The 14636-nt window shown below is 67.2% G+C and carries 16 protein-coding genes; 5 read left to right on the forward strand and 11 right to left on the reverse strand.

What is annotated here, in order from left to right; all coding sequences use genetic code 11:
- Window positions 1-65 precede the first annotated feature (65 nt).
- Genes NA10_RS08380 through NA10_RS08390 form a run of 3 tightly spaced genes read left to right on the forward strand, consistent with a single transcriptional unit; the run spans window position 66 to window position 2619 of the window.
- Window positions 66-1127, forward strand: a complete 1062-nt coding sequence (locus tag NA10_RS08380) for a ferredoxin reductase (protein ID WP_084514453.1) — start codon at window positions 66-68, stop codon at window positions 1125-1127.
- A gap of 13 nt (window positions 1128-1140) precedes the next feature.
- Window positions 1141-2289, forward strand: coding sequence for a fatty acid desaturase family protein (locus tag NA10_RS08385; RefSeq protein WP_067565552.1), 1149 nt, complete (start codon window positions 1141-1143; stop codon window positions 2287-2289).
- The gene (locus NA10_RS08390) at window positions 2290-2619 is read left to right on the forward strand and encodes a hypothetical protein (RefSeq protein ID WP_067565555.1); all 330 of its coding nucleotides are present in this window, start codon (window positions 2290-2292) and stop codon (window positions 2617-2619) included.
- A 3-nt stretch (window positions 2620-2622) separates the two neighbouring features.
- On the opposite strand, the gene NA10_RS08395 is transcribed toward NA10_RS08390, so the two are convergent.
- The 4 genes from NA10_RS08395 to NA10_RS08410 form a co-directional block, all read right to left on the reverse strand.
- Complete coding sequence (locus NA10_RS08395) at window positions 2623-3423, reverse strand: aldose epimerase family protein (protein WP_067565558.1); 801 nt, start codon at window positions 3421-3423, stop codon at window positions 2623-2625.
- Between the two features lie 253 nt (window positions 3424-3676).
- Window positions 3677-4777: a galactokinase gene (gene galK, locus NA10_RS08400; protein WP_067565561.1), complete on the reverse strand. Its 1101-nt coding sequence runs from the start codon at window positions 4775-4777 to the stop codon at window positions 3677-3679.
- Window positions 4774-5871 (reverse strand): galactose-1-phosphate uridylyltransferase, encoded by a 1098-nt coding sequence (galT, locus tag NA10_RS08405; RefSeq protein WP_067566077.1) that lies wholly within the window; start codon window positions 5869-5871, stop codon window positions 4774-4776. The genes galK and galT overlap by 4 nt, the downstream gene beginning before the upstream one ends.
- Window positions 5872-5999: 128 nt before the next feature.
- Entirely contained in the window at window positions 6000-6611 is a 612-nt protein-coding gene (locus tag NA10_RS08410; RefSeq protein WP_067566080.1) for a DUF4254 domain-containing protein, read from the reverse strand.
- Window positions 6612-7019: 408 nt separating this feature from the next.
- Here NA10_RS08410 and NA10_RS08415 point away from each other — a divergent pair, with 408 nt between their 5' ends.
- Window positions 7020-7340, forward strand: a complete 321-nt coding sequence (locus tag NA10_RS08415; RefSeq protein WP_067565564.1) for a hypothetical protein — start codon at window positions 7020-7022, stop codon at window positions 7338-7340.
- A 91-nt stretch (window positions 7341-7431) separates the two neighbouring features.
- On the forward strand, window positions 7432-7599 hold the full coding sequence (locus NA10_RS36505) for a hypothetical protein (protein ID WP_157556221.1): 168 nt from the start codon (window positions 7432-7434) through the stop codon (window positions 7597-7599).
- Between the two features lie 65 nt (window positions 7600-7664).
- Here the strand turns inward: NA10_RS36505 and NA10_RS08420 are convergent, their stop codons facing one another.
- The 7 genes from NA10_RS08420 to NA10_RS08450 all read right to left on the reverse strand — a co-directional run bounded on the left by NA10_RS08420 (window position 7665) and on the right by NA10_RS08450 (window position 14407).
- Window positions 7665-8264: a GTP-binding protein gene (locus NA10_RS08420; RefSeq protein ID WP_245677110.1), complete on the reverse strand. Its 600-nt coding sequence runs from the start codon at window positions 8262-8264 to the stop codon at window positions 7665-7667.
- Window positions 8245-8595, reverse strand: a complete 351-nt coding sequence (locus tag NA10_RS08425; RefSeq protein ID WP_067565568.1) for a DUF742 domain-containing protein — start codon at window positions 8593-8595, stop codon at window positions 8245-8247. Before NA10_RS08425 ends, NA10_RS08420 begins: the two co-directional genes overlap by 20 nt.
- Window positions 8592-9020 carry a roadblock/LC7 domain-containing protein gene (locus NA10_RS08430; protein ID WP_067565571.1) on the reverse strand — a complete coding sequence of 143 codons (429 nt, stop codon included), beginning with the start codon at window positions 9018-9020 and terminating at the stop codon, window positions 8592-8594. Before NA10_RS08430 ends, NA10_RS08425 begins: the two co-directional genes overlap by 4 nt.
- Window positions 9017-11650: a sensor histidine kinase gene (locus NA10_RS08435; protein WP_245677098.1), complete on the reverse strand. Its 2634-nt coding sequence runs from the start codon at window positions 11648-11650 to the stop codon at window positions 9017-9019. The genes NA10_RS08430 and NA10_RS08435 overlap by 4 nt, the downstream gene beginning before the upstream one ends.
- 231 nt (window positions 11651-11881) lie before the next feature.
- Complete coding sequence (locus tag NA10_RS08440) at window positions 11882-12757, reverse strand: ABC transporter ATP-binding protein (RefSeq protein ID WP_245677111.1); 876 nt, start codon at window positions 12755-12757, stop codon at window positions 11882-11884.
- Between the two features lie 104 nt (window positions 12758-12861).
- Window positions 12862-13686 carry an ABC transporter permease gene (locus NA10_RS08445; protein ID WP_067565580.1) on the reverse strand — a complete coding sequence of 275 codons (825 nt, stop codon included), beginning with the start codon at window positions 13684-13686 and terminating at the stop codon, window positions 12862-12864.
- Window positions 13679-14407, reverse strand: coding sequence for an ABC transporter permease (locus tag NA10_RS08450; protein WP_084514455.1), 729 nt, complete (start codon window positions 14405-14407; stop codon window positions 13679-13681). Before NA10_RS08450 ends, NA10_RS08445 begins: the two co-directional genes overlap by 8 nt.
- Window positions 14408-14636 lie beyond the last annotated feature (229 nt).

A 14636-nucleotide genomic window follows, 5' to 3' on the forward strand; every position in this document is an offset into this window, starting at 1 on the left:
ATTGAGTGCCCATCATTGAAGCGAAGGGCGTCACCCCGGCCCGGGTGACGCGACAGGAGGCCCGCATGGTTGGACTCATCGACCTCGTGGAGAAGCTGACCACCCCGCATCCGCTGGATCGCTACCTGGAGCTGGTCCGGCCCACTTTCGCGCTGCGCCAGATGCGCGCGGAGATCACCCACGTGCGCCGCAGCGCGGTGGGGTCGGTGACGCTCACGCTGCGCCCGACTCGGCAGTGGCAGGGACATCTGGCGGGGCAGTACATCCAGATCGGCGTGGTCATCGACGGTGTGCGCCACACCCGTTGCTATTCACCGGTGAACAGTGACCGTCGCCGCGACAAGCACATCGAACTCACCATCAAGGCACATCCGCACGGCCTGGTCTCGAACTATCTGCACGAGAACGCGATTCCCGGCATGGTGGTCGATCTCGCGCCCGCCGCGGGCGTTTTCCACCTTCCGGAGCAGCGGCCGGACCGGATCGTGCTCATCACCGGCGGCAGCGGCATCACACCCGCGCTGTCCATGCTGCGTACCCTCGCCACCGAGGGGTACACGGGCAAGGTGTTGTTCCTGCATTACAACCGTTCACCGGAGTATGTGCCGCATCGCACCGAGCTCGAGGCGCTGGCATTGCAGCACAACAACTTCCGAGTGGAGCTGCGCTACCCCGAACTCGGGACCGACCCGAACTTCGGCTACGACGAACTCGAGCGCCTCGCGCCGTGGTTCGCCACCGCGCAGACCTACCTGTGCGGACCGCCCGGACTCATGAAGGCCGTGCGCACCGTCTACGAGGCCGAACAATTGGCCGACCGGCTGCACAGCGAGGAGTTCGTCCTCACCGTCGCACCCGGTGATCCGGCCACCGCCGAGGGCGAGATCACCTTCTCCGGCAGTGGGCGAACCATCGAGAACACCGGCGCGAGCCTGCTCGAGCAGGCCGAAACCGCCGGTCTCACCCCCGAATACGGCTGCCGCATGGGGATTTGCTTCACCTGCACGGCCGTCAAGCGCACCGGTTGCACGCGCAATCTGCGCACCGGCGAGGTCGACGCGGACCCCGACCAGCCCATCCAACTCTGTATCAACGCCCCCGTCGGGGACGTCGACATCGCTATCTGAGGGGAGCCACATCATGGCGATGCTTACCGAAACACCCGCAGGTCCCGTCGTACTGAGCCGCGAGCAGATCGAGGAGATCGGCGCGGCGCTGGACGAGATCCGCGCCCGCGTCACCGACGATCTGGGCGAGCGGGATCGCGAATACATCTACTCGATCATCAAGGCGCAGCGCGGTTTCGAGGTCGCCGGCCGCGGTCTGATGTACCTGGGCTTCCTGCCGCCGTTCTGGCTGGCGGGCGTGGCCGCGCTGTCGGTCTCGAAGATTCTCGACAATATGGAGATCGGCCACAATGTCATGCACGGTCAGTACGACTGGATGCGTGAACCCGGCCTGAATTCGCGGGTCTTCGAATGGGATACGGTCTGCCCGGCCGATCAGTGGCGGCACTCGCACAACTACATGCACCACACGTTCACCAATATCCACGGTATGGACCGCGATATCGGCTACGGCATCCTGCGCGTGGACGAGGCGCAGCCGTGGAATCCGCTGCGGCTGGGCAATCCGCTCTACGCCTTCTTCCTCATGCTCGCCTTCGAATGGGGCGTGATGGGGCATGACCTGGAGGTGGAGAACATCGTCCAGGGCAAGCGCAAGTGGCCGGATGTGAAGGCGCTGCTCAAGGGGCAGATCCGCAAGGCCGGCCGGCAGGTGCTCAAGGATTACGTGGTGTTCCCGGCACTGACCGGACCGCTGTTCCTGTCCACTCTGGCCGGCAACTTCACCGCCAATATCGTGCGCAATCTGTGGACGTTCTCGATCATCTTCTGCGGGCACTTCCCGTCGGGTGTACAGACGTTCTCCGAGCAGGAGTGCGCCGAGGAGACCCAGGGTGAGTGGTACGTGCGCCAGATGCTGGGCTCGGCCAATATCGACGGCAGCCGCCTGTTCCACATTATGAGCGGCAACCTCTCGCACCAGATCGAACACCACCTGTTCCCGGATCTGCCCGCGAATCGCTACCCGGAGATCGCGCCCGAGGTGAAGGCGCTGTGCGAGAAGCACGGCTTGCCGTACAACACCGGCAGCTTCAGCAAGCAGATCGGTTCGGTCTGGGCCAAGCTGTTCAAACTCGCCCTGCCTCCCGTGCTCGCAGGGAAGCCGCAACCTGCCGGTGTTATCGTGGTGCGCCGGGGGCAGGACAGCGAAGTGGGCGTGTAAATGATCTCCAAATTCGAGAGCAATAAGGATCTGATCCAGGAGTTGACGTCGTCCGGAGCACGGCACGTCGGCGCGATCGCCTCGATCATCACCGGGACCGTCGCGGAGGTGACCAAGGAGATCGGCGACTGGATCACCGACGCCATCGAAATGCGTGAGGCCGCCGCGGCGGCCGCGCAGGACGCACGGGCGAACCGGGCCGATTCCCCGGTCGACGACGATTTCGACGATGAGCCGGAATCCCCTGTCGCGCAGGCGGATACGGTCAAGCCGACCCCGTCGGCGGCCGGTGATCCGGTAATCGAGGCCGAGATCGTCGACCGCTACTGATCCTTATTCGACGCCCCCGGGACTCCGCCAGCGCCAGACCATCGCACAGCGCAGCGGGGACTCGGGGGTGACCGCCCGCGGCAGGGTATTGAGGCCGTCTGGCGGACCGGATTGCGGTTCGACACAGACGCTGTCGGCGGGCATGTCGTAGACGACGACCCACTCCAGCGGGCTGGTCACCGTCAGTTCGAGAGCTCCGGGCCAGGTCAGCGTGGCCTTTACGCCGTCGGGCATGCCGAAGCAATCGTCTCGGGGGCCGGGCAGCGGCGGAACGCGGGTGCCGTCCGGCAGGTAGTCCGGGCCGCGATGTTCCTGCCAGGCGGGCTCGAAATCCACTTCCAGGTCGCCACCGGTGTTCAACCGCCGGGCGAACCACGGATGCCAACCGGCCTGTGCCGGAAAGGGTTCCGACTCCGCCGTCACCGTCATACCGAAGGTCGCGGATTCCGGCGTGAGTTCGATCGACTGTGTCACCGCACCCGCGAACGGCCAGGGCGGTGCGAGTTGCTGGGTGAGCACGATGCTCGCGTCCGAGCGGCCGCGTATCTCCCACGGATGCTGACGCACCAGGCCGTGAATGGCGTGGGGTGGGTCATTGCGCGGGAAGTCGTAGGTGGCGCCCTGCCAGGTGAGCACCCCGTTCCGCATTCGCCCGCACCACGGGGCCATCGGGAATTCGCCGAAATGCGCACCGGGGGTGAGTACTTCGTGCTCGCCGATGCGGAAGGCGGTAAGCCGCCCGGACCCGGTGTCAACGCTCATGCGCGCGGTGCCCGCGGTCAGCTCGATAGTCGCGTCGCTCATCGACTCACTCCTGTTGTCTGCTGCGGCCGGTTGATCGGTGGCCGGTGTGGATCCCGGCCAAAAGCATGCCGGGATGACGGGGGATGGGCACGCCGGGGATGACGGGGGCTGGGCATGCCCGGGCATGACGGGGGATGGGGATGGCCGGGGATGGCGGGGAATGGGCACGCCCGGCATGACGGGGGACGGGGATGACGGGGGATGGGGATGACGGGGTGGCGGGGGATGGGGATACCTGGATTGCGGGAATGGCTCAGCCGATTCGTCGTGCGCCCGCCGACGCGATGGCGACGAAAGAGCGCGGTGGGGCGAAGTTTCGGGCACGGAAGCCGTCTCCGATGGTGGCCGCGATAGTGTCCACGGCTGCGGCGTCGACGAGGGCGATAATGCTGCCGCCGAAGCCGCCGCCGACCATGCGCGCTCCGTATGCGCCGGTAGCGCAGGCTATTTCGACGGCGGTGTCGAGTTCGTCGGTGGAGACCTCGAAGTCGTCGCGCAGTGAGGCGTGCGCGGCGGACAGGGCGGGGCCGATCAGCCGGGGATCATCGCCCGCCTCGAGCAGATCGACGACATCGAGCACCCGCGCGTTCTCGGTGACGACATGGCGGGCGCGCCTGCGCAATACCGGATCGCCCAATCGGTCGATGGCGGCCGGATCGGTGATCTCGCGCAGCAGTTCGACTCCGAGTTCGGCTGCGGCCCTTTCGCATTGGGCACGGCGTTCGGCGTACTCACCGCCCACCAGCTGATGCGGCGCATTGGTGTCGACCACCAGCAGGGCCAGTTCGGAGGCGGCCAGATCGAATGGAACCTGTTCGCGCGCACCGGTCTTCGCGTCGAGGAAAAGTGCGTGCCCGGCCGTGCAGTAGATGGCGGCGGACTGGTCCAGAATCCCGCTGGGCACCCCGACGTAGTCGTTCTCCGCGGCATGGGTGATATCGACCAGCTCCGCATCGCTGATCTCGGGTGCGAACATATCCCGAAGTGCTACCCCCACAGCACATTCCACCGCCGCGGACGAGGACAGCCCCGCCCCCGCGGGCACATTGCCGTCCAGCGTCAGATCCACTCCCGAGACGGGGTATCCCCGGCGCTGGAACTCGTGGACGACGCCCAGTGGATACCGTGCCCACCCGGTGATCGAGAGATCGTCCAGCCGTGCCAGCGGCGCGGAGACCGCACCGCTGCGCTGCTGTAGCGAGCACACCCGCACGGTGTCGTCCGCACGCCCGGTCGCGGTGCAGGATACGGTGTGCGGCAGCGCGATCGGCAGCATGTACCCGCCGTTGTAATCGGTGTGCTCGCCGATGATGTTCACCCGTCCCGGCGCGGCCCATACGCCGTCCCGTGTCATCCCAGCTCCCGTAGTTCGGCGGCGACGGTCTCGGGCAGGGTGTCACTGATGAATACCCCCATGCCCGACTCCGATCCGGCGAGGTATTTGAGTTTGTGCGCGGTGCGCCGGAAGGAGAAGAGTTGCAGGTGCAGCCACCAATCGTCGCGGGGGAGTTCGGCTCGGGGCGTGGGCGGTTGGTTCCAGGCCGCGATGTAGGGCATGGGTGTGTCGAAGCGCCGGGCGAAGCGGCCGAGGATGTCGAGGTACAGCTCGGCGAAGCCGTCGCGCTGCGCATCGTCGAGGTCGGGGATATCGGTCGTGCGGCGGCGCGGTTGCAGGGTGATCTCGTACGGCCAGCGGGCGAAAGGCGGTACGAAGGCGGTCCATTCGGTGTTCTCCGCGACCACGCGGATCCGGGCGGTGCGCTCGGTCTCGAGCAGATCACCGAACAGATTGCCGCCGTGCGCTTTCCGATACGCGGCCAGGCTCCGGGTGATGGCGCGCACGCGCGGCGCGACGAAGGGATAGGCGTAGATCTGACCGTGCGGGTGCGCCAGCGTCACCCCGATCTCCTCGCCGTGGTTCTCGAAGCAGTACACCTGCGCCACACCGTCTTTCGCGCCGAGTTCGGCGGTGCGGTCGGCCCATGCGTCCAGGACCAGTCGCGCTCGCGCGGGGTCCAGCCGGTCGAACGAGGAGTTGTGCTCACTGGTGAAGCACACCACCTCGCAATATCCGAAACCATTGCGCAGCAGGGTGATCGGTGATCCCTCCACGGTGTCCGGAAGTTCTGCGGGATGGCCGGAGAGCGAAGGGAATCGATTGTCGAAGACCGCGACCTGGTAATCGCGCTCCGGAATCTCGGTGGGCCGTTCCGGTGTGGAGGGGCACAGCGGGCACAGATCCGCGGGCGGCAGGAAGGTGCGGGTCTGCCGGTGCGAGGCCACCACCACCCACTCCCCGAGCAGTGGATCGAACCGGGTCTGGGAATGGGTGGTGGCGGGCGGCAGTTCCCGGGTGTCGACGGCGGTGCGCGCCACCGGACCGGCGTCGTAGTACAGGATCTGCCGACCGTCGGCGAGGGCGCGCCGGGTGCGATGGAACCGGCCGATACCGGCGGTCGAGCCGCTGACCGGGGCTTGCGCGCTCAAATCCGTACCTCCTCCATGCTGGAAGCCGAGACGGCCGTGCCGTAGTGGAGCCGGCCTTCAGCATAGGGAGGTTGACGGTGGGCGCCCTCTCACCACACCGGCAGACGTCTGCGGTGCTGGGCCACCTCGGTGATGAGGTCCTTGTATCCGTCGGCGAGTTCGGCCAGGCGGTACCACTGTAGGTGCGCCTCGCTGTCGGTGTGCCGGGGCGGCTCACCCAGGTGCGGACTGCTGCGCCGCCGCACGCGCCCCTCGGTGAGTTTGAGCCGGGGCGCTGTCTCCGGTGGCGGAAACCCCAAAGCCTGTTGTGCCGCAACCCATTTCGCCGCCATCCGGTCGATCACCGCACCGAGGGTCTCGGTGTGCAGTGAGGCGCCGGCGCGATGCGGGATATTGATCGCCACCCATTCGTCGATGCGGGCCACCAGGTCGGTGCGGCGCGCGTCGATCTGCTCGACCGTCCGGATGCAGTCGGCCACGCGTCGTGGCGTGGCGCCCGCGGCGTGCGCGGCCTCCTGCGTATGGTGCCGTCGCTCATGGCATTGCACCAGGTCGTGGGCCGCCTCCAGGACCTCGCGGGTGCGCGGGTCGGCGGCGGGATCGGACAGGAGCGCGGGGACGGGTTCCCGGAAGGCGCGCAGTAGCATTGTCGGCGATGGAAGCTCGGCTCCGTACCCCGTACCGGTGTATTCGGTTGCCATATTTCCCACCCTTAGCCAGTGCAGTTGTGGATGCGCCAGAGCCGAGGAGGTTTCGGGGAGGGGCTCCCCTCGGCTCCGGCGCAGGCCCGCAACTCGGGACGCACAGCCCACCACAAACGGCACGGTGAAGAAACCGGGAAATTCGCGACGGTGCGATGGGGAGACTGTCCGAAATACGGGACATATTCAGGAAAGCGCGATAGTCGGACGGGCGCAACCAATCGGCGCTGGATCGGCGAACCTGCCGGAGAATCGTTATACAGCATTACAACTCGGTCACGTGGGTGCTGCGAAAGGTGGCTGATCGACACCGCTTCACCTGCGGATCCCGTTACCCAGGCTTATGAATAGCTATCGGCGCGGCGTGCCGGGAGCGGTGTGCGGCCCACTCCGTTAGCCTGGGTATTCGTGCCAGCCTATGCGTCCTCACCGGAGCTGCGCTTCGGCTTCATGTTCGCGCTGGAAGACCCGGAGCGAATCGCCGAAGTCGTGCGCACCCTGATTGTTCGCCGACGAGTGTCGGTCTTCCGCCTCGCGCACCTCTCCAATGACGATGGGCCGCCCGAGCGCTATGTCGTGAACTGGGCTGCGGTACCGCAGATCTCGGTCACCACCGCGGCGCCGACGCCCGAGGAACTGCACTCCTCGGGAACGATGCTGGTCAACGCTTTTCTGGGGGAGGACGGGGAAGTGAGCCTGTACGCCGCGGACGGACACGCGCCTCGCTAGTGTGGCCGGGGACACACCGCAATTCAGCTATCTCTCAGCTACCGGCCAGGGTTGTGTAAGGGAGCCCCGCAATGGTGGGTCACGTCGCCGGATGGAAATCCCGAACGGCGGCGAGACCAACAGAGAGGTTGAAAAACTTATGATTCCCGTCATCATCGACACCGGTTCCGCTGCCCTCAACGGCCTTGTCAACACCGGTAGCGCTGCGTTCAGCGGTATCCTCAACACCCTCTTCACCGGCTCCTTCGGCGGCCGCTAAACCTCAATCCCGGAAGGGTTTTCGGGACACTGCCCCGCGTGCTCCGCACGCGGGGCAGATTTTCGTCAGCGGGCGAGGGCGGGGGCGCGGCGTGACTGGAGAATCTGCTCCAGCAGGGCGACCAAGACGGTCTTCACCGATTCCCGGTCGCGCGCATCGCATTCCAGCAGTTGAATGGCGGGATTGATATCGAGGGCTTCGCGGACCTCGTCGAGTTCGAAGGCCGGAGCGGCCTCGAATCGGTTGACCGCCACCACGAATGGGGTGCGGCGCTGTTCGAAGTAGTCCAGCACCGGATAGCAGTCTTCGACGCGATCGGTATCGACCAGGATCACGCCGCCGAGTGCCCCGTCCAACAGGTCGTCCCAGAGGAATTCGAAGCGCGACTGCCCCGGCGTGCCGAAGAGGTAAAGCACCAGCGACTTGTCCAGGGTGATGCGGCCGAAGTCCAGCGCCACCGTGGTGGTGGTCTTGCCGGTATCGCGGCCCGGGGTGTCGATGCCGACCGAGACCTCGGTCATGGCGGCCTCGGTGGCGAGCGGTTCGATTTCGGAGATGGTCCCGATGAGGGTGGTCTTACCGACCCCGAATCCGCCGCTGACCACGATCTTCACCGAGGAGGCGAGCGGGGCGGGGGAAGGGGTCTCAGAGTGCCCGAACAAGATCCCGGATCCTTTCGATCGCGGAGATGGACAATTCATTGCCTTGGCTCACCGTCACATGCCCGGCGGCGACCAGATCGCTGACCAGCACCCGCGCCACCCCGACCGGCACCCGCAGCGCGGCCCCGATCTCGGCGATGGAGTACGGGCGCTGGCACAATCGCACCACCCGCTCCAATTCGAAGCGCAGTGGGGCCGAGAGCGCGGCGGGGGTGGCCCGCACCAGGGTTTCGATGCGCAACCCGTCGACCAGGGGTGTGGTGCGCCCGGCGGTCATCATGAACGGCCGCACCACCTGCGCGTCGGCCTCGTCGGCCCCGGTCGAATCATTCATCGGCCCAGCGATTCCCGCAGCTCGGTGATGAGCGCGGGGGTGAGCAGCGCCCCGGCGCGTTCGGCCATAACGGCCATCTGATAGCCGACCAGACCCACATCGGCATTGTTGTCGGCGATGACGCCCACGCAGCTGCCATTGGTCATGGACGACACCAGCAGGAAGCCGCGGCCCATCTCGATCATGATGAGCCGTAGTCCGTCGAAATCGTAACTGCGCGAGGCGCTTCGGCCCAGGCTGGTGAGTCCGGAGACGATCGCCGAGAGCCGGTCCGCGCCAGCGCGATCCAGCCCGTCGGACATGGCCATGAGCAGTCCGTCGGAGGAGACGGCGACGGCATCGCGCACACCATCGGTGCCGCGCACGAAATCGGCGAGCAGCCAATTGAACGCGTGCGGGTCGGTCTCGGGGTGGTGGGTCGTCACCTGCGGTCCTCCTGGGTATTCGAGCCGGGCCGGGGCGGGATGCCCGTGTCGCCTTGCGGTACACCGCGTTCACCGTGCGGCACCCCGCGTTCCCCGCGCTGATGCCCGGCGCGGAAACCGGCCAGCATGCTGCGCACCTCATCGGGGGTGCGATCGGCGTGCGGGGCGATGGGCGGGGACGGCGGCGCGGGTTGGGCGCCACCCGGCGTGGCGCCCGAATTCTCACGAGTCTTCCTGCTGCGCTTGACGAGACCGTTTCGTGTGCGTTGCACCTGCGGGGCGGAACCCGTAACACCCGGAGCGTCATCGGGTGAGTTCGGCCCGGACGATACGGTCGGCACCCGAGCGGCGGCCGCTGGAATCGCTTGTGCTCCGCCGGCATCGGCCGTCTCGCCGAACGGTATGAGCTTCACCGCGCTGCCCGCGGCCGGCACCGTGCGCGCGCCATTGGCGTATCGGCCGCGTGGGTCGGCCGGTTCGATGACCGCGGCGGTGGTCAAAGTTCCGGTGGTGAAGGCGATCTCGGCATTGCGTTCGGTCTCGCTGCCGGTTCGCACCACCGATGCGTCGGGCATCGGCTCGGGTGCGGGCAGGGCGGGCCGATGGCGGCCGTGGCCGGGTTCGGCCATGGCGACCGGAAGCTCCGCCGTGGCAGCATGTTTGGCGTCCAGCACGCCGGATTCGGGCGACGCGGGCCGAGCTTGCTCGCCCAGAAGCGCCTCGGGCAGGAACAGCCGCGCCACCACACCGCTCACCGGTGAGACGGTCAGCTCCACCTCGATACCCAGCCGTTGCGCGAGCCGGCCGACGACGAAGTGGCCGAGGTAGCGGGTCGGCGCCACCAGGAAGTCGGCCTCACCGCGTAGGCGGGCATTGGCGACGGCGAGTTGATCCGGCGGCATGCCGACGCCGTGGTCGACGATGGCGATGAGGTACCGCCCACCCTGGCGACGCCCGTGCACCTCGACCTCGAGATCCGGTGGGCTGAAGGACAATCCGTTCTCGATGAGCTCGGCGAGCATATGCGCGAGCTCGCTCACCGCCGAACCGGCGATGGCGGCGTCATCCATTCGGCGCATGACCACGCGCCGGTAGTCGTCCACCTCGGACAGGCCCGCGCGGATCACATCGGCGAGCGGAATCGACTGCGACCAGCGGCGCGGACTGGACTCGCCGACCAGCACCAGCAGGCTCTCGGCATTGCGGCGCATACGCGTCGCCAGATGATCCAGTTCGAACAGATTGGACAGGGCCTTGGGATCGAGCTCCTCGCGTTCGAAATCGCTGATCAACCCGAGCTGGCGGCGTACCAGATTCTGATTGCGCCGGGCCAGATTCGACAGCGATTCGGTGGTGTTGCGCCGCAATCGCGCCTGGGCGGAGGCGAGTTCGAAGGCGGTGGCCTGCACGCGATCCAAAGCCTTTGCCACCGAGAGGATCTCGGCACCGGCCGCCGCATCGGCCCGGACCGGTTCGGGCAGCGCCGGGTCGGCGACCGAACTGTCCTGCCATTCGGCGATCAGCCGCGGCAGCCGCTGTTCGGCCACCGCGTCCGCCTCGGCGGCCAGATCGGCGAGCGGCCGGATGATGGCGCGCCCGGTGGTGACCACCACGGCCACCATGGCGCAGATGGCGGCCAGCGCGGCCAGCACGTACAGCGCCAGCACCAGCGCCGCGTGCCGCCGCAGTTCGGCCGCGCGGGCGTGGATCTCATCGCCGACGAAGCGCTGCACCCCGCGCTCGGAATCGATGACCGAGGTCATCTCGCGCCACCAGTCGGCCGGATTGACCGGCTCGATCAGCGGCCCGCGCATCGATCCGATGGCGACCGCCTCGGCCTCGGCGGCGCGCACCGATTCGTCGGTGCGCATGGCGGCGTAGAGCTGCGAGCGCTCCTCGGAGGTGGCATTGCGCTCGAATGCCGTGATGGCGGACTGTTTTCCGGCGCGGATATCCAGGAACTGGACGTATTCACCGGTGCCGAAACCGCCCGCGGCGAAGACGCCATTGAGGAAGCCGCGCTGCTGTGCGGTGTACTCCTTGACATCTCCCAGGGCGAACAGCGTCTGCATTCCGCGCCACAGCGTGCTGTCCTGTGCGGTCTCCAGCCCGGGCCGGGCCTGGTTCAAGGCCAGGATCGCACCGGTGTAGAAGGTGAACGAGGCCGATCGGTCGACGCGGCGCGCGTCCACATCGCCGCGTTTGGCGCTGATCCCGGAGAGCTGATCTAGCGCGGCGCGCACCTGATCGGCGCCGGGCGCGTTCGCACCGAGTTCGGAATTCAGTTGCCGCAGCGCGCTGTCCACCGCGAGGCGTTCGGCCGCCACCGCGGGCCGCGCCGACTCGTCACCGCCGAGCAGGCCATTGGTGAGCCCGCGCTCGCGCTGGAGCTCATGCACCAGATTCTGTACCGAGAGCGCGAGATCCACCGCGTGCGAGGCATTTCCGGTATCGCGATAACGCGCGATCTCACCATCGATGATGACGGCCAGCAGTGCCAGCACCAGGATCACCGCGACCAGGAGAATACGGCGCAGGCGCGCGCGAATGGTGGGTGGCCGCAGGAATTCCGCTGCGGGCGTGAGGATTACGTTACCGCGCGGCAACAGGCGTGCCGGACGCACTTTCACACTCACTCCTGAGAATCGGCCGCCGCGCCGGCTCGGATCGAGCGCACGGAGAATGATCAGCAACGTCGCACAGTCCGGCGAGTGCCGCAATTCGAGACCGCGGCGGTGTGGCGCGCGGAACTCCGCCCTGTGTGCGCTATTGCAAATCTGCTCACAATCGGTGAGAACCAGATGTGTTCGCCGCGTCCAGCGGAAGGCAACGGGGTGAACAACGGCAGCACATCGACGCGCTCAGGAGAGCGGGTGCGCCGCGGCCTCGTAGATGCGGCGCACCACATCCTCGATGTCGGGTTCCTCGATGGACAGGTCCCGCACCTCCGCCCGTGCCGAGACCGCCGCGAGCAGTTGTGCGGCCGTGGTGCTCTCGGTATCGAAGGCGAGCCGCTGGCGGATGCCGCCGCCCTCACTGTCGAGCAGTTTCGCGCCCGGCAGATCGGTGAGATCCGCGGTGGGCTCGGCCAGATCGACGGTGAGCACCCGGTGCGCGCCGACGGTGGCGGCCAGTCCGGTGAGGGATCCGTCGTAGACCAGTTTGCCCTGATCCACCACCAGCACCCGCTCGCAGAGTCGCTCGATATCGCCCATATCGTGCGTGGTGAGCAGCAGGGTGGTGCCCCGGCTGCTGCGCTCATGGCGCAGGAATTCGCGTAATCGCTGTTTGGACAGCACATCCAGGCCGATGGTCGGCTCATCCAGAATGACCAGCTCCGGTGAGTGCAGCAGCGCCGCCGCCACCTCCGCGCGCATGCGCTGTCCGAGCGAGAGCTGGCGCACCGGGGTGTCCAGGGTGCTGCCCATCTCCAACTGCTCCACCAGTTCGGTGGTGCGCCGCCGCGCCGCGCCGGGCTCCAGCCGGTGAATGGCCGACAGGATCGAGAACGATTCGCGCAGCGGCAGATCCCACCACAGCTGCGAGCGCTGCCCGAACACCACCCCGATGCGCCCGGCCAGTTCGCGGCGCCGGCGCACCGGGTCCAGGCCGCAGGTGCGCAGTCGCCCGGCGGAGGGCACCAGAATGCCGGTGATCATTTTGATGGTGGTGGATTTGCCCGCGCCGTTCGCGCCGATGTATCCCACGGCCGCGCCGGGTTCGACGGTGAAGCTCATATCGTCCACCGCGGTCAGCACCTCGCGCCGCCCGCGCCAGCGCCCGTCCCTGCGCCGTAGGACGAAAGTCCTTGTCAGCCCGGCGATATCGATAATGGGATCGGTCACCCGCCGCCTCCTTGATAGTGCCTGGTGCCGAGCCGCCAGGAATACAGAGCGAGTACCCAGACCCACAGCGCCGCCAGCGGGGACGCCCAGGCCAGCCAATTCGGCAGCAGGGCCGGGCCGGGCAGGTCCAGCAGTGCGATGGCGGGCAGATAGGAACTGAACGCGACCGGAATCAGGAAGCCGAAGACCAGTTTCATCGGGGTGGGGAAGACCGAGGCCGGTTGCATGGAGGCGTAGGAGCCGCCGTAGGTGAAGGCATTGGTCAGTTCGGAGCCGTCGATGAGGAAGAACTGCACCCCGGCGGCGGTGACGAAGAGTCCGGCGAAAATGGCCACACCCGAGCAGAGGGTGATCGCGAAGAGCGCGAGATGCGCCGCGCTCCAGTCGATGTCATTGCGGACCAGGCCGAAGCCGAGCACGGTGCCCGCGACCGCGATGCGCGCCACCCGGCGCAGTGCGATATCGCTGGTCATGAGTTGCAGCAGCAGTGGTTGCGGGCGCAGATAGAAGGCGTCGAGTCTGCCCATCCGGATATAGGTGGGCAGCGTATCGGCGTGCCCGACCAGCATGTCCGCCACCGCGAAGCTGGTATTGCTCATACCGAACAGCAGCAGCATGCCGTCGAGATCGAGTCCGCCCAGGCGCGGCACATTGTGGAAGATCACCCACATCTCGGCGAATTCGACGAGCCCGATCAGGAAGGCGCTGAACACATCCGTGGCGAACGACAGGGGATAGGAACGTTGTGCGCGCAGCCGGGAGGCCAGGACGGCGCGGTAGGGCGCGAAGGCCGAGGGGCGGGGTACCGGTCTCTCACCCACCCTGCACCTCCAGTTTGCGGCGGCCCGCGCGCAGTATCAGCTGTCCGAGCGCGACCAGCACGCCGAGCCAGAGGCATTGCGCCACGACGATTCCCACCGCCGCCATCCCGGTGGTGCGCCCGGAGATGACATCGATCGGCCACTGCAACATGGAAGGGAACGGGGTGGCATAGGCGATGGCGCGCAACCAGTCCGGGAACAGATGCAACGGTGCGAACAATCCGGCGAGGAAGGTTCCGCAGATCATGTGCAGCGCGCGCAGGCCGCGGGTGTCCACCATCCAGAATCCGGCCAGGCAGACCGCGAACATGGACAGGAACGACAGTGCGATGGCCGCCGCCAGGCTGATCACCCCGAGCACATAGGGCCCGGCGGTATCGGGCAGAGCCAGTCCGAAGGTGAGCGTGCCGACGAGCAGGCTGGGCAGTCCGCGCGGCAGTAGCGAGTAGGTGGCGCGCCCCAGATATTCGGCCAGGTGCGCGAATTGGATATCGATCGGCCGCAGGAAGTCGATGGCCACATCGCCGGTGCGAATTCGCTCCACGATATCGGGCAGCGTCCAGAACGCGATGGCCCCGAGCAGCCCCTGCGACAGCCAGATGTACGCGCCGATGGTGCCTGTGGTGTAGCCGCCGAACCCGTTGTCGGCGTGCACCGCCGCGGTCAGCACCGCCGCCCGCACGAACCCGAATACCAGATTGGTGATGAGTCCCGCGACCATGGCCAGACGATAGTGCGACTGCCTGCGAAATCCGGCTCGCACCAGTTGCCAGTAAACACCCACGTCGGCACGCACAAGAGTTTCACATTACCCGATGCCGCGAGACCGGCAATGTGCTTCGTCCACAGCGGTTTTCCAGCGACCCCGGTCATCCCGGCGCGACGGGGTGGTGGGTGTGCGGGTCGCCGGGGTGGTCTGTCGGGCGAGAGGGGTGCGCGCGGGTTCGGCG

This window comes from Nocardia acidivorans NBRC 108247, from assembly GCF_001625085.1.
GTDB classification, from domain to species: domain Bacteria; phylum Actinomycetota; class Actinomycetes; order Mycobacteriales; family Mycobacteriaceae; genus Nocardia; species Nocardia acidivorans.